An 18589-nucleotide genomic window follows, 5' to 3' on the forward strand; every position below is an offset into this window, starting at 1 on the left:
TTTGTATTTACAACCGATTATTACTCAATATTTTATAGATAATAAGTCAGAAATATGGTTGTTATTTTTAATTGCACATTCTAAAAGGTGAAGATTTAACGCTTTTATTGATTATTAACTCAAAAAGGACATCAACTTGGGTCGTTTCTTCTCTTTTCCTTGCTATTCGTTTCCGATATTCCACTTTTGTTTTGGTCTATCTCATATGTACTGCAAAGGTATTGATTTTTGTTTGATATTGCTCCTTGCTTGCTCCTTGTCGTAGATTAATTTTCACACAGGAATTTTTGTTCTCTTTCTATAGGGGCTTGAAACAATCCATTTATTGGAAACAATTAAAGACGGAGCTGGTTTGCCCCAGTGCTTTTTAAGAAACAGGGCAATTATTTTATCTCCACAAAGGCTCTTGTTCCCAATTATGAGGAAAGCCTAATAAACGAGTTCTTACTGATGGGTATTTCGATAAAAGCTGCTTGAAATCTGCAACAAAAGTGTTGCCCATAGAAATGGAGTTAAGCCAATACACCACATAGCAGAGTTGCGGATAAAGTGTTTGTTCACGGAACGAGAAATCCGTAATCCATGTGTTTGGCATACGCATAGGCATCATTGGCTTGACAGGAAAGACCCGATTTGACAGTCTTGAATGATGGGCGCAGCAATTACGAAGTACGGGTCTGGGTACGGATTAAAAGGCTAAGTGATTATTTCCAGTCATTTAGCCTTTTTAATTATCTAATTTTTCCCCACATTTTCCCCACAGCTGTCTATTTATATATTTTAGAAACATATTTTTCCGTAAAGTTATGTACCTTTGTCGGCAAATAAAGATATTCTCGTCAAACAAATATAAATAATATAAACATGGAAAAAAACAGAAAAAAACAAATCGTAGTTTTGAGTATAGCTTTAGTTTGCATTTTCATCTTGGTATTTTCATTGTTCCATAAATCAGCGACAAAAGATAGCGCAAATCCTCCTTTAACAAATGTTTTGACTGATAGCATTTCTCAAATTGTCTCAGCTTGTCCTGGCGAAATTGGTGTGGCGGTTATTGTTAATAACAGAGATACGGTTAAGGTCAATAATAAGAGTGTTTATCCTATGATGAGTGTGTTTAAGGTTCATCAGGCATTAGCTCTTTGTAATGACTTTGACAATAAAGGAATTTCACTTGATACCTTAGTAAATATAAATAGGGATAAACTTGACCCAAAGACTTGGAGTCCTATGCTGAAAGATTATTCAGGGCCAGTCATATCATTGACAGTGAGAGATTTGCTGCGTTATACTCTTACTCAGAGTGACAACAATGCAAGCAACCTTATGTTTAAGGATATGGTTAATGTCGCTCAAACAGATAGTTTTATAGCCACACTCATTCCTCGTTCAAGTTTTCAGATAGCTTATACGGAAGAGGAAATGTCGGCTGACCATAACAAGGCTTACTCTAACTATACATCTCCTCTTGGTGCTGCAATGTTGATGAATCGTTTGTTTACTGAAGGTCTTATCGATGATGAGAAACAAAGTTTCATTAAGAATACGTTAAAAGAATGCAAAACAGGTGTAGATAGGATAGCAGCTCCACTTCTTGATAAAGAAGGGGTTGTTATAGCGCATAAGACAGGTTCAGGTTATGTTAATGAAAATGGTGTTCTTGCAGCTCACAATGATGTTGCCTATATATGTCTGCCTAATAATATCAGTTATACCTTAGCGGTATTTGTTAAGGATTTCAAGGGAAATGAATCACAAGCGTCACAATATGTTGCGCATATATCAGCTGTAGTATATTCTTTATTAATGCAAACTTCAGTAAAATCTTAAACTGCACTTGCTTTGATAATTAATGATAAACAATCTAAAAGCACTCTAATCGTTATCGGAGTGCTTTTAGATTACTAATCAAATTGCTTCTATTATAATTTGAATCCTCTACTTTTTCTTTCTTCCTGTTGCGGCACTCTTGCTCCATATCTAAGCCTGTGCCATTGCTCCCTGAACCAGTCGGCAATCGGCTTCCTGTTTATTGTCAGGTTCAGCCTGCTTTCATCGTCAGGGTCATTTTCCACCCTTAAAATATCATCCTTTATATCAAAGTTCCGCCTGTGTTGCTCGGAATAGATTTTACCGCTACATTTCAGGGCTTCTTTTTTGACTATAAGACTTTCAGTCATTTCTTTAGAGAATCCCAGCATGGCACAAAACTTTTCCATGCGCAGCATTTCCCTGAACATCGGAAACCACCTGAAAGCCTTGTCTATGATTCTGGCGAGCCGTGACAGTTCTTTTTCTTTCATGTCAAGTTCCTGCCTGTGCATTTCTCTGAGATTGTGGATTTGCGTATCATGCTGTTTCTGCATCTGCTGTACTTGGCTCTGCAATTTTTCAATATTGGTGTTCCGTTTTGAAACCTCGTCTTGCAGTTTTTCGTTGGCACGTTCCAGTTCTTTCAGTTTTCCACTCCCGAAAAGAGAAGCAACTCCACTAGTTATGGCTGTCGCTGCCGTGGTGGCTGTCTTCTTTAACTTGTCAGTGCGTATTTCTGATTTCACCTGTTTCAGTTCCTGCTCGGCAAGATTTATCTGTTCTTCTTTGTGCCGTTTGGCTGCATCCATGCGTTGCAGTTCAGCTTTCTGCTTCTCAATGATAAAGTCGTTCCGTTCCAGATGCTCCTTACCAGTGACAGCCTTTGACTGCCCGCGTTCCATCAGCAGGATGTCGGATGCAAGGGTCTGCATCTGCATCATGTCATCGTCATTGAGCTTTCGGCTCTTTCCTGTTTCGTGGTTCATCCAGTCGAAAACGATATGGGCATGATAGTTCGGCTTGAACCATCTGTCCCCGACTTTGAAGCTTTCCCGGTCTTCCGCTTCCGGCTGACCGTTCAGCCAATGCCCTTCATCCTTGTGCAGGAAGATTTGCAGCGGTGTGATTCCCCAGCGTCTTTGACACTCCTCACCGAATTTACGCACGTCTGCCAGTGTGGTGTCCGACCTGACAAGCAGCACTCCTTCACGTATGGGGGAGCATCCCGCAATCTTGACTATTTTACCGTTCTTGCCTTTGCGTTCACGCTCCTTTTCCTGCATGGCACGTCCGGTCTTTTCCTTTACCATCTGTCTGATATTGTCATAATGCATCCGCAAATCCGGACTGCCGAAGTCGGGATTTATCCACTGTTCGTTATCGGTGGATAGTTCAGGAACGACATAGATTCTGGACTCTCCGATGTGGCGCATGTATTCGGCAGTCCTCCTGTTGTGAGCCTCGCTCGATGCGATGTTGCAGGGCTTGATATGTATGCTTGATTTTGTTGCCATAGATACTTGTTTTTTGGTTTGTACTTTATTGTTTGCTTTTCCGCTGTCCGTAAACGCATGGGGTTCTTAGGGGTGCAACCCATAAGCGGAGATTGCAAAGAGAGGGTCACTCTTTGCTCTGGGTTCTCAGGGGAGAAACGCCCTGAGTGGGTCATTAGGGTAAAACCCTAATCCCCTCGGGAGAGCCCACAACTACGTAAGCGGAGCGTGTAGTTATAGTGGGCTATATCAATGGCAAGCCATTGTCTGCAAACTCCAGCCTACGGCTTCCGCTCTCCTCCGTCAGGGAGGTTTTTCATCATCGTTGCCGATTGGAGATGCACCGACCAGCACAAGGTCTAAATCGTCTATCAGTTTTTGCAGGACGGGATTCTTCTCTATCATCCGCTGGAGGATTCTCTCAGCCTCGACCAAGTGGTTGGCTGTACTCATCACCTTGCCCTCCCGTATCTGAAAGATAATCCAATCGGCTATGTCGATATGGGCTTCTTTTTGTTTCGGGGTGGCATTCCTTTCGATGATGTCCGAAACCACCACCTTACAAAAGTACATGCTCTCGGCTCGCTGTTTCCACTCGGCATAAGCATCGGCATCGGGAAAGAGAAGCACGGTTCGCCCTGACAGTACACGGAGTTTCTCTTCTCTCATCTGACTCTTACCACCCGTAGCCAGCCATACATAATCGGGGAAGATAGCAGAACCGATAACGGCACTCTTCTCGGATTCCACCAAGACCACCACCTTGTCGGGATGCGTTTTCAACAAGTGTTCCCCGAAAAGGCATTGGGATAGTTGCCAATCCTCTGCCAACACACGCTGCTTTTTCAATATGCTGTGTATCCAGTTCACTGCCGATGTCTGTCCTCCCTTGATACGGTGTCCGTCTTCGGGATTGTACTGCATCACCTTTCCCGTGCGTACCTTGCCCGTCCTGTCTATCTGCCAAAAGATAACAGAGCCGTCACGGGTAGCCCCCAAACGGTATTCCTCCAACAACCGCTTCAACACCTCTTTCGCCTTGTCGCCATAGTAGGAAGTAAGGAGTGTGAAGAGGAAACGGAAGAAATTGCTACGCTCGCTTTGCGACTTCTCCACATAGTGAGGGGGAATATAGCCGATGGCTGTCGGCTTACTTTGCTGCTTCACTTTCTTCTGCTCTGCTCTTTGCCTGTCAAAAGAGAAATCATTGGTAGTTCTGTGTTCAGGATGCTCTTGAAAATACTCTTTCGGAGTGTAGTGATACCCACAACCGCTTTCGTGGTTACATCTGCCGACCGATGGATGCAACGGCACATTATTTTCGTCCACGTAATAGACGAAAGAATGCCTGTCTCCGCATTTGGGGCAGGTATGCCGTGTTGCCGTTCCTTTATACTTCTGTAATGAATAATTGCCCATAGCTTAGTCCGTTTTTGATGGTTGATTGTCGGCTGTCCCATCCTGTCCCATTGTCCCACACTCTAAGGGTTGGGACAGTGGGACACTTGGGACACCTGCGTTTTTACTCTCTTTGCTGCGCTGGATGATACGGTTTACGGTGGACTTGCCACAATTCACCTGTGAGGCTATCTCCCTGACGGACTTGCCCGATTGGGAGAGTTGCAGAATTTGGCAATCCCTTTGGCTTGATTCATTGTCGCCCAATTTTTTCAAGTGTTCCTTTTCCGTGGAATAGCCCCTGAACACGAACTGCAAGAAAGCATCCACCTTGTCAATCTCGTAAACGATTACATTATCCGCATCATGAGAGAACGTGCCATAGCGCACTTTAAGCTGCTTCACATAGCGAAGCCCTCCGTCTTGGGCACTTTTTCCAATGGTGAACACGCTGTCAAAGAAATTGTAGAGCCGTTTGCTTCCGGCAAGGTCGTTGGATGTGATGGGACAATCCAAAGAGCGTTTGGGCGTATGTGCTAGGACAAGGATAGAGAGCGCATATCTCTTTTTGAGATTGTTCAGCTGAATCATCAGCCGTCCTGCGGCATCGCCTTTCTCCATGGCGCAACACAGGTAGGTAAGATTGTCAATGATGAAAATCTTGCAGTCGGTCTGCACAGCCATCTGTTCAATGCCGCCTATGATAGCTTCCTCAAAGTTGGCATCCAAAAGCTGGTTGCAGTCAATAGACACCCGATAGAGTTTGTCGGGAAAGGTGTAGAGCTCTCCATGCTCGTTGGTATAGCGGAGCTGGAACTGCTTTTCGGACAGTTCAAAGTCCAGATACAGCACATTGTCGGTTCGGGCGATGCGGTCGGCTATCTGCACGGCAAGGATGGACTTGCCCACGTTGGAATCGGCAAACAAGCAGGAGAGTTCCCCCTCGTACCAAAAGCTGTCCCACAGCGCACGGGGCGTAGGCAATAACGATGCTTCAAGAATGGTTTGGTTTGCCGTCTTGATATTCATCATGCCTACACTGTCGGGCATACCGTTATGCGCTTGGGATGCTTTTGTGAGGTCGCCACGTATCAGGTTGATATAGTTCTTATCCTCTTCCATATCATTCACCAGTTACGTGGGTTGGGCTTGCGACGGTGGGAAGAGGATAAGGACTTGTTCAGTTCCTCGTCTGACAACGGTATGGGATTCTTTCGGGCGGTTTCCAGCCACTTGTCCAGTTCGTCACGGTAAAGGCAATAGCGTTTGCCGGGCTTGGTGGCAGGGATTGTCCCTTCTGACAGTTTCATGTAGAGCGTACCCTTAGGGATACCTAAATACTCTGCTGCCTCGTCCACAGACATGGGCACGTGGGTGTCCACCGTTTTGGCATTGTTCACACTGCGCTGCTCGGCGAGCAGGCTTTTCAGGCTCATCACTTCGTCTCGAAGCTGAGCGACAACCTCGGGGAGGTCGTTGAAGGTAAGAATTGATTTTTCCATTCGCGTACTCGTCTCTTTTGTAAGACTTGGCGCAAAGGACTGAAATGATATATCCGTGAATATCTCCACGACACGTCATTGCAAAATAATTCCCGAATAATTAAGCCCAGCCATAAATGACGGGTAAAATTACTCGGGAAACGATGTAAAACAGGCGGTTATGAGTTACCGGATGGTTGTCGTTGGTGTCGTGATTATCCTAATTCCGCACATAATCCTCGGGATAGTGGAAATCAAGTTTGCCGTTTTCGGGTTCATCAATGGGAATTTCCGTCTTTAACGGCTCTACCTTGAAATTCTTGATGGTTGATAAGTCTGTATCAGCAAACGATTTCGGGAAAAGGGCTTTGATGAACTTGGCACGGTTATCCCCATTGTAGTATCTCTTGTACAGGAAACGCTCAGAGATATTCCATACGAAGTGACGGAGTGGAATGTTGTTGATGTCTTTGGTAAACGGTCTTTGTATGGGCTTCGGGGTATAAGTGTTAAGATTCATCCATTTGTCCACCTCAGTACAGATGTGGTTCACGGTTTCTTGGTCGGCAATGCGAGGCAGGTAATAATGGCAATACTCCATGACCATGCGGATGCGCTCTTCCTTTTCCCGTTGCTCTCTGCTTGCGTAATTGGCACGGTTCTTTTCGTGAAGATCCGGGGCGATAGTAAGCTCTATCGGTTGTGTTTGGATAAGTGTCTCTTCTTTTGTCGGGGATGATTCGGGTACAGGCTCAGGGACTGATGTAGGTCCAGGCACAGATGTGGCTTCTTCAAGTGTATTTTGTGACAGTTCTTCCTGCACCTCTATGGCTTCGGCAATCGTTTCTTTCTTGCCGAACTTGATTTTGTAGATTTCGTATGTATCAAAGATAAGTGTCTGAAAGGAGAGATAGAGCAACCATCCCAACAGGTTACAGCATACGAATACTATCCACCTGACAAAGTTGTCTTGGTTGAAGCTGTCCGCTATTACCAGCGTGGCAATGGAAGATATTAGGACGATGGCGAAGCCGACAAAGCCCAAGATGATGTATTTGTCCTTGATTGATGATTCCATATTTCGTTGAGAGATTGAATGTTCCTGTATTATTTTGTGCAAAGTTAATGCTATTTTTCCCAATTACTGCCCGTTATTTGCGGTTAGAACGGTCTTTTTCAATGTATTTCACGAAATGTCATCATATCATACTCTGTTTCATACTCTGAGGGGCTTATAAATGGTGGCATCAAGCCAAAAACATAGAGGGGCGATTATAGCCTTGTAGCCATAACCGCCCCTCTGAATACCTGTCAATGTGAGACATTTATGCCTCCTTGCGCTTCAAGGTTATCTTGTCCACCACCTGACACATCTGCTGCGCTGCTATCTTGGAATAGATTTGTGTGGTGGTAATGTTCTTATGTCCGAGATAGGCTTGGATGACAGCCATGTCCGTTCCCATTTCCACGTGCAGGCTTCCGAAGCTGTGGCGGGTACAGTGAAAGGTGATTTTCTTGGTTATCCCTGCTGCCGTGAGCCACCGTTGGAGTGGTCCTTGCAGCATCTTGTCCTTGAAATCCTCAAAGATAAGTCCCTCGCCCCGTTCTCCCAGCAGTCCATAGGCTTCATCACTGATGGGGTTATGCACTATTTCTTTGGTTTTCTGCATACGGGTGGTAACGAACATCCTGCCGTTGGTGTATGGTTGTATCTGCTGCCACGTGAGCTGTCTGATGTCGCTCTTTCTCAGTCCCGTAAGACAGGCGAAAAGAAAAGCTTTTTTCAAGACCTCCTCCTCACAGGGTGTTTCGGCAAGCCGTATCAGTTCCTCTTGGCTCAAATGCTCCCTGATGGTGGGAATGCACTCGATGCGGTCTAAGAAGCCGTTTGGGTTCTCCTTTATCTTCCTGTCACGGTAAGCGGTGTGCAGCACGGCACGGAAAGTTGACCAATAGCCTGCTGCGGAGTTGATGTGCAGCTTTTGGTTGGTGTGGATGGATTGGGGTGCATCAAGCAGGTATTCCATGAACTTGCGGCACAAATCCACATCCACCTCCTCAAAGGTGCATTTGCCGTTCACGAACCGCTGGAAATGCTTGTATACGTGCTGCCACTTGATATTCTTGCGGTCAGCCAGTCCTTTGAAATAGGCAAGGAAATCGCCCTTCATCTTGGTCTTGTCAAAAAAGCCGTTGTTTTCATTGAAAATGGCTTCGTAGCGCTGGTTGCGCAGGATGACCGCTTTCTTCATCATGCGTGCGTTGAAGTCCCGTTCCTGCTGGTTTGCAGGTTTGGCGAAGATGTAAATTCCTAAGGCTTCACGTGTAATCACTCTCATGGTGACATTGTCACGGTAGCCGGGATAGTAGTCAAGGCATAGTGAATACTGTGTCCCGTTCTTAATCTTGCGCTTACGCAAGGTAACTGTTTTGCATTTACTCATAATAATTATGTTTTAATTGGTTGTATACATTTTGGAGTTGTATCCATGTTTCCGATGGCAAAGGAACAACGTGAAATATCCGTGAATACCTCCACGATACATCATTTTGAAATAATTTTCGATAATCCCGATTTTTCACGGTTATTTGTTCCTTTCAGCCATGACACGCTCCACATCTGAGCGCAAAAGCAGGTTTTTCACACCCACCTTTATCTTTTCGATGTGCTTCACCTTGACGATATGGCAGATGTTGGCTGACGAAAGACCATAGATTTGCTGCACCTGCTCAACGGTATAGTAGCGTTCATCGTTCACAAGGTCAGTTCTGCGGAGTTCGTTCAAATGTGATTTGGAGTAATAGGTACGCCCGTACTCTCTTTTAGTGGGTATCTTATGGCGATAGGTGTAGGCACGGAGTGCGGTCGGCTTCATGCCGAACAGTTCCTCCACCTCCTCGGTCAGTAGCCAGTCGGTAATTTCGCTAATATCAACTGCCACACCGAAAAACTCGTCAATATGCTTCTTGCTGTAATAGTTCTTTCCTGCGATACGACAGATGGGGATATGGTTACGCTTGGCGGAAGTGTAAAGCCATGACTGCTTTACCTTAAAAAGGGACATCACCTCCTCGCCCGAATAGAAGTCCAACACTTCTTCGCTTTCCTTTTCCCTTTTTTCTCTTTTGGCAGGTAAGGAAGATGAAGATGATTTCCTTGGTGTGGAGGTGTTGCCGGGCAGGATGCGGTGATAGGGATTGCCCTCCAACATCTGCTCGATGTCGGCTCTGCGGATGAATGCCATGCGGTTGCTGATGCGTGAGGCTTTCAGCTTGCCGATGGCTACAAGTTTGTAAATGTACTGTCGGGAACAGCCCATGAGGATGGCTGCTTTGGAAAAGGTGAGATACTCCTGATGCTGTATCTCCATCAAGGGTTGGGCGACTTTGAAGAGGTTGTTCTTCTGCATCACTCTGGCTCGTTTGGCTTCTGCCTGACAAGCCTCACTGCAATATCTTTGCATACCGCTTCGGGTTACAAAGGACTTGCCGCAAAAACTGCATTTTCTGGTTGCTTTCATACCGTTTTATCGTTTAATGGTTCATTTCTTCAATCCTATATCTCTGAAATGGTAAACGGATGTGAACGGAAGTCAACCATTGTCGCTTTTCTACACAGTGTGACTGTTTCCGCATATCGGGGCGGTTATTGTCGCTTGTCGTAAACGGTTGTAAACCCTTGTCAACTGTCTGCACGGTGTGACAAAAAACAAGCCCCGCAAATTCTCCACGTCAGAAATACGTCTCAAAAATATGTGGAAATTTGGGAAGCGACAAATGGCAACCGAAAAGTGTTAAATTTTAGAATATGCTGGTAATTAAAGATTTACACTCGGATATTTCTGATTAGTTTTGGTTGTTCTATGGTTATAAATACAATGTTTAAAAGCATATTTCTCTATAGTTCGCAGAGAATTGGGAAGTTTTATTCTTCTCAATCCTTTACATCCCGCAAAAGTGCGTTCTTTTATTTCTGTGATAGAATCGGGCAACGCCAACTCCTTTATGCTTTCACACAATGTAAAAGCCTTGCCACCTATGTAAGTAACAGTATTTGGTATCTTTGAAATCGTAATTCTGCAACAATCCCAAAATGCCCCATATTCTATCCTTTTAAGATTTGGGGGCAGTGAGTCTAAACGTAAATTTTCGCACATATTAAAAGAATTTTGTCCAATGATTTGCAGAGAATTTGGCAGATATATACGATGTAGATTTTTACAAGTATCGAAAGCTCTTCCATTGATTACTTCTAGCCCTTCGGGAAGTAAAACTGTTTTAATGTAATTATTAAATACAAAGCAGCATTTCCCTATAGCCTTCACCTGTTTTAATTTTTCATCTTTAGTCAAATCCACAATACTATCTTTTCTTTCCCATTTTACAAGTTCAAGGACACCTGCAGAGTCCGAGACCTCATATCCAAGTTTAGAGGTCTGACCTTTGACAAATTCAAGTGAGAAAAAAAATAACAAAAGGACAATAAATATTTTTTTCATAAAATGTATAAATCCTTAATTCCGCAACACTATTATAAATTAAACTTTTTAAGTACCTGAGCAACAAAAAGTTGCTCAGGATTTTGTCACGTCAGAATTTTCACTTATCTTAGTGTTGCAAAAAAACAAGAGAATCCGACGATAGACATGGCGAAGATACAAATTAAATCTGAGATACTCACTCCTTTTGGGGGATTATTTTCAATCATGGAGCAATTTGACTCCACATTATCATCTGTAATCGACTCAACCCTCGGTCTAAGGTGTGGATCGTTCGGTTATCAGTACAGCGAAATCATCCGTTCTCTCATGAGTATCTACTTCTGTGGCGGCTCATGTACCCCAGGATGTCACTACTCATTTGATGAACCACCTCTCGCTTCATCCGACACTTCGCACTTGTAGCTCTGATACTATCCTCAGAGCGATAAAGGAGTTGACGCAAGAAAACATTTCATACACATCAGATATGGGCAAGGCCTACGATTTCAATACGGCTGACACTCTCAATACTTTATTGCTCAAGGCTGGTTCTATAAATTAGCTTTGTTAGATTTTGAGCTTATTTTTGAGGTCAAAATGCAAGAGAGTAAAGGAGTGTAGCGAGCTACACGACTGAACGAACTTACATTTTGAACCAAAAAGAAGCCAAAAGATAACAAAACGTATTTCATAAACATTTAATGACTATGTGCGGTGGTAATTTATAGAACCAGCCTCAATTGTATATTTGCATCTGGCCAACTGAAAGAGGGTGAGATGTATGATGTTGATTTCGACCACCAGTTCATAGAGACAGAGAAGTACGATGCAAAGCCTACATACAAGAAGTTCCTTGGTTATCGCCCTGGCGTGGCGGTTATTGGCGATTTGATAGTCGGTATAATCCGTAACTTTTACAAGGCCATTATTCAAAGACTTGACGTAAAGAAGTTCGGACTCAATGCAACAAGTCGCATAAAAGCGTTTGTCTTCAGGTTTATCCCTGTACCAGCCAAGTGAATCACGACATCAAGGCGGTATGTGCTGAATATCTATACCTGTAATAATGCTTACGCAGATGTTTTCCAGACTGATTTTGGATAATGCCTACAACTTATGGGAATGATATTGTGTATTGCCTCAAGTCACATTGTGAGGTAAGGGGATATTGTAGGCAGAAGTGGGTGCTTCAAGTTCAACTTATCTGCAAATTCAGTAATGAGAGGACGTGTAAACGCAATAAGGACGTTCAAGGGCTTCGTAGCGGATTTGAGGTTATAATTGATTTTAAAAGTAACTTTGCTTTATTTCTTATATCTTTGTTCTCTTTTTATCAATATGAGTTAACAACACAGTTCTCCTATATCTTTAGGTATTTTTCATTCTTTTATTATGATAAAATCAACATTTATTTTTCATAGTTCAAAGTGTATTTTAAAAGGTGTGTTCTATAAATAATATTTATTCTAACTTTTTGATACGTTTTAGATTGTCTTATGGAATTTAGAACAATTTAGACAGAGCCTATTTCTCTCAATTTTAAAACATATTGTTTTGTCGGTCAAAATGACACCTTTTGCTCACCAAAACATAATGTTTTGGTGAGCAAAACAATACTTAAAAAAACAAAGTTATAACTGTTTAATCTTCAATAGATTACAAAATTGTTCAAATTTTCCTGACTTTTTTTATTTAAAAGGTATAAATACTCACATTACAAAATTACCATTGTTATTCACAAAAATCCACAACAAACAATAACAGTTGCTTTTTACCGTCAACTTTATAATCCATATATGGATAGTTGAATAAAAAATAGCTATTTTTTCAATAATAACAAAGAGAGACAAGTAGAAAAGAAACAGGTAAAACAAACAAGAAGATATAAATCATTGTCGCATTTGAAAGATGTTCTTACAATAATTTACCCACTTTTGAGTATTGCCCCAAATACCACATTGTCTTAATTTTGCATTTATAAAAACAACATACTGAATGAAGCGAACAAGGTCCATTATTTTTATATATTTTCTTTTTTTTGCCATTACAACTTTAGGGCAAAGTATAACGAGTGGGCTTGTTCTTGAAGATGTAACAAATGAGCCTGTTATAGGTGCTGCCATAATGTTTGAAAAAGGCAAAAACGTATTGGCTATTACAGACATGAACGGACGATTTCAGGCTAAAGACATTCAAGGAAAATCAATTCGCATTAGCTATACTGGATTCAAACCTTTAGTCGTAAAAGCTCAAAACAAGGCTACCTACTATTTAGTAGCTGACACAAATGCTTTAGCTGAAGTCGTGGTTACGGCACAAGAGTCGAGCGGACTGGCAGCTGCCTCCATCATAGGCAAGCAAGCTATGGAGCATTTACAGCCTTCAAGTTTCTCTGATTTGTTGGAATTGCTGCCCGGTGGACGTTCATCCGACCCTATGCTAAACACTCCCAATAGTATTCGTTTACGTGAGGCTACTCCCTATGGAAGTACAAATTACGGTACATCATCGCTGGGAACAAGTTTTGTAGTCGACGGTGTGCCTGTGTCGAACAATGCCAATAAACAATATATGGCAGGGGCATGGGACGCAAAGGTAACCAATCGCACTTTTACAAATCAGGGGATCGACATGCGAACCATATCGACCGACGACATTGAAAAAGTGGAAGTAGTGCGTGGTATTCCGTCGGTTGAATATGGCGACCTGACCAGCGGTTTGATAAAAATAGAACGGCGTCATGGCGGGCATAACATGAATGCTCGCCTAAAAGCCGATATGAGCAGCAAATTGTTTTACATCGCCAAAGGAATTGAATTTGGAAAACAATGGACACTCAACCTCAGTGCCGACTATTTAAATGCCAATCACGACCCACGCAACACGTTGGAAAGCTATTCGCGTGTAACGCTTTCGGCTCGTGCCAACGCAATATGGGAGAAAGAAGCCTATCATATAAAGTGGGCAAACAACTTAGATTATGGAGGTTCGTTCGATGGAGAGAAGTTAGACCCTGATCTTAACCAAGGTAGACGCGATACCTACAAATCGAGTTATAATCGTTTTGCATTCAATTCTTCATTAGACCTTGCTTTCAAAAAGCAACAATGGGTAAAAAGTTTTTCTGCAACCCTTTCTACAAGCTATCAACACGATGTTGTTTCTCGTTTACGTCTGGTACAGCTTTCACGTATGATGCCAGCCCTAACCACTACTACAGAGGGCGAACATACTGTTGAAATCTTGCCTTATACCTATTATGGCCAGCACGATGTAGATGGGAAACCCTTCAATTTGTTTATCCGAATGAATGCAAAATTGCAAATTCCAACCGACAGAATCGCCAATACGTTGCTCGTTGGTACCGATTTCTCACTGGATAAAAATTATGGCGAAGGACAAAAGTTCGACCCTTTAGCTCCACCCTATACAGGAACATCGGTCAGACCACGCAAACTTTCGCTCACACCAGCTATGAGTACGCTTGCTTTTTATGCCGAAGAACGCTTGCGACTACCAGTTGCTCGCCACACATTCGAGGTTAATGGTGGCGTCAGGGTGAGCCAAATGCTCAATCTGCCAACTACATACACCATGCGCGGACAATGGTACGCTGACCCACGAGTAAATCTTGGTTGGTCGTTTCCACAATTCCACATAGGCAAATGGGCTACCAATATACGTCTGCAAGGAGGGGTTGGACAGCACACAAAGTTTCCAACTATGGATTATATTTATCCAGACCCACGCTATTTGGACATCATTCAGCTAAGTTACTATAGCCCTAATGAAGCACTGCGTACCATTAACGTTCGAACATTCGTGCTTGATGTAGCCAATAAAAACATTCAACCAGCCCATAACTTTAAATGGGAAATGGGAACAGATATAAATGTTGCAGGCAACCACCTTTCGCTTACATTCTTTCATGAAGATATGAAATCGGGCTTTCGAGCCAATACCATCTATCACCCCTATAGCTTCAAACAATTCAATACGTCTGGTATTGATGCCAATAGCCTTATATCTCCACCAGATGTAAACAAACTTCCTTATACAATAGAACAGGAATTGTTTGGCAATACGGAATATACAAATGGCAGCAGAACATTAAAAAAAGGTTTGGAATATACTTTCTCTACTCCTCGTTTCAAGACTTTGCAAACTCGACTGACTATAAATGGTGCGTGGTTTAAAACCCTTTATCGCAACTCGCAGGTAGTAGCCTATCGTCCATCTGCCGTTTTAAACGGAAAACAAATACAATATGTGGGCTTATACAGAGATAATGATGGTTTGAAAACAGAAATGGCAAATACTAATTTTACTTTCGATACTAATATTCCTAAACTCCGTTTGGGATTTTCTCTTTCGGCTCAATGCCTTTGGTTTACCTCTTCTCAACGTTTACCATTAAGCAACGAACCAGAACAATATATGGCACCTGATGGAACTTTGCACGACTGGAAAGAAGATGATACCAATGACACTTATTTGCGTTTCCTTGTTCGCGACCATACGGCAAAGGAATACATTAAATACACCGTGCCTTTCTCCATGAACCTGAATCTGAAAGTGACGAAAAAATTGCTGAACGACCGCTTGAATATTGCCATGTTCTGCAATCGAATGTTAGATTATACACCCGATTACAAACAAAACGAAATAACAATACGTCGTAGCGTGCGACCTTATTTCGGATTAGAAATAAACTTGAAATTATGAAAAAGTATGTCTTAATCATATTTTTTGCCATTGCAGCTTGTATTTTCACATCGTGCCATAACGATTCAGAAGAATATATGGCTGATATTACAATCGTTGTAAATAGTAAAGAAGCCATAAAAATAGACCAAGTTCAAGCTACTGCAACCATCACAAATTTGAATAGTAAGCAGGTCTTCAGCTCAACAAACTTTTATGGCAACACTCTAACAGAAACGGTTTTGCGTGGAGCATACAAGATAGCACTTGACGGAATAATACGTTACATTGATAAAAATAACGAAATTAGAGTACGTCCCTTCCGCAGTACAACTGATTTTATTAATGTTGGGGGGAGCAATTGTGATCCTATCGTAATGCAAACTATATTTACAGATTAAATGAAATATCTTCGTTTTCTACATATTATATTGGGTATAATATGTGCAAGCTATGGTTCTGCACAAGATTCGGCACGCATAGAGCGGGCTACACAAACAAATGTAAGTTGGCAAAGAGCATGGGAAAATCCTGCAAATTATGGGTATGCTTTTCAATATAGTCATTCTGAACTTACACTTAATGGCGATTTGAAACACAGTACATCGCCTTTTATTCTTGAAAAGGGAAAGGGACACAGAACCATTGAAGCAAAAGTTGAATCTTATCTTCGTCTTGGTGAACTCACAACAGTATGGGGTAAAGCATCGTATCTTACAGGGCGCAATTTAGGAGTCAGCTGGAATTCGACTGCCGATTATGATTTGCTTGCACCATACATACTTGCCGATTCAGCTGGAGGGAATACCGAACGTGAAAGATACCTCTTTTTAGGCGGTTATGCCACAAGTTTGGGACATTGGAACGTGGGTGCTGAACTGAAATTCCGTGCAGAACAAGAATGGAGAAAACAAGATCCACGCATGAAAGGTGTCGTCTCTGACTTGAGTTTAAAGCTCGGTGCTGCCTATTTGTTAAATAATTACCGCATTGGAGTAGCCGCATTGGGAAACGTTTATAAACAAACAAACGATGTAGATATTTACAACGAATTGGGTGGAGTGCCAGAATACATCATGACAGGATTAGGAACATACTACAAACGCTTTTCGGGAACTAACACGGATATGAGTTATAAAGGAAAAGGCATAACCATTTTGCTTTCGGCAACTCCGGTTCAGGGACGTGGTTTCTTTGCTGATGCAACCTGTTCAAGGCAAAGTTACGAACGAATATCTGACGAATATAACTCACTTCCATTAACAACACTCTACAATAGCAAAGCTGCAATAACCATTGGGTACAATTTTCAAAAAGTAAAAAACATACTTTCGATATATGGATATTACAATATTTTAAGTCAGCATGGAGTGGAACATATTGCAGGCGATGCTGTGTTAGGCGATTATCCAATCATTGCCAATCTCACAATGTATAAGCATTATGCAACAAAGGCTTATCTTGGTGCTACCTATATCGCGAAGAAACAAACAGAATGGAGCGTTGGGGCAAAAGCTGGTTTTGTTTCTAATCGTTCAAAATATGTGTATCCACACAGAAAAATTGATGTTTCACATTTTTTCTGTGAACTTTCAACACATATTTTACAACCTTTTGCAAGACAATGGCTATTAGATTGCGGTTTAACGGCTACATACTTTGGAAATAGTAACAATAAAATAGATATGCCATACACTGATATTGAAACTTCATTTACGCAATATATCAATTATAATTATTCGCAATTGAAAAGCAACGGAACTGAAATAAAAGCAAATATACGCACCGATTATAAGCTAAAAACGCCTCAATATGGCGTATTTGCAGAACTATCGGGAGGTATTATTGCTAATTCCGAACATACGCATAGTGCGGTAACAAGCCTAACATTAGGCTTTTCATTTTAAAATAATCAATTAGTAATAACTTTAAAAGAAAGAAAATGACAAAGAAAATTTTAATGAGCATAACATTGCTCCTTACCGTGTGTTTCTCTTTTGTGTCTTGTTCAGACGATAAAGATGACCCACAAACGCTTGAAACTTCGGCAAAAATTAATATTGAAATGCCTATGAACATTCAAGTAAAAGATTTTAAAAATGCTCTTGTCCTACTTACCAACAAGACAACAAAAACTGTTTATAGTGTAAAAGAATTTAGTAAGACTGAAAAAGGTTACACTGCAGAGATAAAGAACATACCTGTTGGCACTTACTCTGTATTGGCGCAAGGCATTTTAACATACGAAGCTGGTGGCAAAGAGGTATCAATAGAAGTAAATACGACCAACGAAAATGTACAATTAGTAGAGAATAATTCTAACCAAATCAATCTTTTGCTCAATGTTACCACAGGAAAAGAAGGATTTGTTATATCTGAAATTTTCTTCCGTGGTACACAAACACCAAAAGGAAAGCCTTATTTTGCTGACCAATACATCAAAATTACCAACAATACAAGCAAACTAATGTATGCTGATAGTTTGGTTATCATGGAATCTGCCTTTACCAATGGTGTAAAACGTAAGTATATCAAGGATTACAGAAACGAAGGTTTTGCTGCAGGTGCTATATATATGATTCCAGGTAGAGGTAAAGATGTGCCTGTAAAGCCTGGAGAAACATTGTTATTAGCATTGAATGGGAAAAATCATAAGAGTGTAAATGCTAACTCTTTCGATTTGAGCAAAGCTGATTTTGAATTCTACGACATTTCAACCAACAATTATAAAGATGAGCAGAATGCCAATGTTAAAGATTTGGAACGCATATTTACCACTTCAGCATCTATCCTTGTGTTAAACATGAAAGGCAATAAGGCATACGCAATTGGTAAGATTCAAGGAACAATACAAGACTTTTTAAAGAATAATAATTATGACGCTCAATACAATAATAATGTTAATGGAAAATTAATGACACAAAAGGCGTACTTCCTTCCTTCGGCTTGGATTATTGATGCTGTCAATGTTGATATTAAAGATAATCCTCATGATTGGAACATTATCCCAGTTTCAATGGATAAGGGCTTCACTTATTGCAATGATAACGCTAAGGACAAGAGTGGTATCGGTACTGCCGTTGTACGAAAAATGAAGAATGGAAAGTATGTTGATACTAACAATTCTACTGAAGACTTCATTCCAAAGGCAGCCCCAACTATGAAATAAAACTTACATTCCTCCTCTGACAATATTGTTAGAGGGGGATTTTTATAATTA

15 protein-coding genes and 3 pseudogenes are annotated in these 18589 nt (G+C 41.6%); 8 read left to right on the forward strand and 10 right to left on the reverse strand.

The window, feature by feature from the left end; genetic code table 11:
• Positions 1-388 precede the first annotated feature (388 nt).
• Positions 389-601 carry an Abi family protein gene (locus H515_RS13985; RefSeq protein WP_004292721.1) on the reverse strand — a complete coding sequence of 71 codons (213 nt, stop codon included), beginning with the start codon at positions 599-601 and terminating at the stop codon, positions 389-391.
• A gap of 263 nt (positions 602-864) precedes the next feature.
• Here H515_RS13985 and H515_RS0106500 point away from each other — a divergent pair, with 263 nt between their 5' ends.
• The gene (locus tag H515_RS0106500) at positions 865-1830 is read left to right on the forward strand and encodes a CfxA family broad-spectrum class A beta-lactamase (protein WP_004339683.1); all 966 of its coding nucleotides are present in this window, start codon (positions 865-867) and stop codon (positions 1828-1830) included.
• 92 nt (positions 1831-1922) lie between these two features.
• Here the strand turns inward: H515_RS0106500 and H515_RS0106505 are convergent, their stop codons facing one another.
• The 8 genes from H515_RS0106505 to H515_RS13120 all read right to left on the reverse strand — a co-directional run bounded on the left by H515_RS0106505 (position 1923) and on the right by H515_RS13120 (position 10683).
• Positions 1923-3326, reverse strand: a complete 1404-nt coding sequence (locus H515_RS0106505; protein ID WP_004292734.1) for a hypothetical protein — start codon at positions 3324-3326, stop codon at positions 1923-1925.
• 282 nt (positions 3327-3608) lie between these two features.
• Positions 3609-4724, reverse strand: coding sequence for a DUF6371 domain-containing protein (locus tag H515_RS0106510; protein ID WP_004292742.1), 1116 nt, complete (start codon positions 4722-4724; stop codon positions 3609-3611).
• Positions 4725-4727: 3 nt separating this feature from the next.
• Positions 4728-5825, reverse strand: a complete 1098-nt coding sequence (locus H515_RS0106515) for an AAA family ATPase (protein ID WP_004348225.1) — start codon at positions 5823-5825, stop codon at positions 4728-4730.
• A gap of 5 nt (positions 5826-5830) precedes the next feature.
• On the reverse strand, positions 5831-6205 hold the full coding sequence (locus H515_RS0106520) for an excisionase family DNA-binding protein (protein WP_004338328.1): 375 nt from the start codon (positions 6203-6205) through the stop codon (positions 5831-5833).
• Positions 6206-6404: 199 nt separating this feature from the next.
• Complete coding sequence (gene tnpC, locus H515_RS0106525) at positions 6405-7262, reverse strand: transposon Tn4555 protein TnpC (RefSeq protein WP_004339687.1); 858 nt, start codon at positions 7260-7262, stop codon at positions 6405-6407.
• Positions 7263-7509: 247 nt separating this feature from the next.
• On the reverse strand, positions 7510-8628 hold the full coding sequence (locus H515_RS0106530) for a tyrosine-type recombinase/integrase (RefSeq protein WP_004338318.1): 1119 nt from the start codon (positions 8626-8628) through the stop codon (positions 7510-7512).
• Between the two features lie 141 nt (positions 8629-8769).
• Entirely contained in the window at positions 8770-9705 is a 936-nt protein-coding gene (tnpA, locus tag H515_RS0106535) for a transposon Tn4555 protein TnpA (RefSeq protein WP_004292844.1), read from the reverse strand.
• A gap of 297 nt (positions 9706-10002) precedes the next feature.
• Complete coding sequence (locus H515_RS13120) at positions 10003-10683, reverse strand: leucine-rich repeat domain-containing protein (protein WP_081410130.1); 681 nt, start codon at positions 10681-10683, stop codon at positions 10003-10005.
• Between the two features lie 147 nt (positions 10684-10830).
• Here H515_RS13120 and H515_RS13995 point away from each other — a divergent pair.
• From H515_RS13995 to H515_RS15360, 3 pseudogenes are all read left to right on the forward strand, one after another.
• Positions 10831-11212: pseudogene (locus H515_RS13995) on the forward strand (IS1380 family transposase); the annotation flags it as partial.
• 209 nt (positions 11213-11421) lie between these two features.
• Positions 11422-11568, forward strand: a pseudogene (locus H515_RS15355) (IS1380 family transposase); the annotation flags it as partial.
• A pseudogene (locus H515_RS15360) lies at positions 11554-11769 on the forward strand (IS1380 family transposase); the annotation flags it as partial. The pseudogenes H515_RS15355 and H515_RS15360, both read left to right, overlap by 15 nt.
• A gap of 785 nt (positions 11770-12554) precedes the next feature.
• Here H515_RS15360 and H515_RS15055 read toward each other — a convergent pair.
• Positions 12555-12788: a hypothetical protein gene (locus H515_RS15055; RefSeq protein ID WP_238300158.1), complete on the reverse strand. Its 234-nt coding sequence runs from the start codon at positions 12786-12788 to the stop codon at positions 12555-12557.
• 1 nt (position 12789) lies between these two features.
• On the opposite strand from H515_RS15055, the gene H515_RS0106550 reads away from it, so the two are divergent.
• The 4 genes from H515_RS0106550 to H515_RS0106565 are packed head-to-tail and all read left to right on the forward strand — an operon-like array spanning position 12790 to position 18538.
• Complete coding sequence (locus H515_RS0106550; RefSeq protein ID WP_244870066.1) at positions 12790-15390, forward strand: TonB-dependent receptor; 2601 nt, start codon at positions 12790-12792, stop codon at positions 15388-15390.
• Complete coding sequence (locus tag H515_RS0106555; RefSeq protein ID WP_025877235.1) at positions 15387-15770, forward strand: hypothetical protein; 384 nt, start codon at positions 15387-15389, stop codon at positions 15768-15770. The genes H515_RS0106550 and H515_RS0106555 overlap by 4 nt, the downstream gene beginning before the upstream one ends.
• Positions 15771-17276 (forward strand): DUF6850 family outer membrane beta-barrel protein, encoded by a 1506-nt coding sequence (locus tag H515_RS0106560; RefSeq protein ID WP_025877233.1) that lies wholly within the window; start codon positions 15771-15773, stop codon positions 17274-17276.
• 35 nt (positions 17277-17311) lie between these two features.
• A complete protein-coding gene (locus H515_RS0106565) occupies positions 17312-18538 on the forward strand; it encodes a DUF4876 domain-containing protein (RefSeq protein ID WP_025877231.1) in 1227 nt (408 codons plus the stop codon).
• Positions 18539-18589 lie beyond the last annotated feature (51 nt).

Source organism: Prevotella corporis DSM 18810 = JCM 8529, assembly GCF_000430525.1.
GTDB lineage: Bacteria > Bacteroidota > Bacteroidia > Bacteroidales > Bacteroidaceae > Prevotella > Prevotella corporis.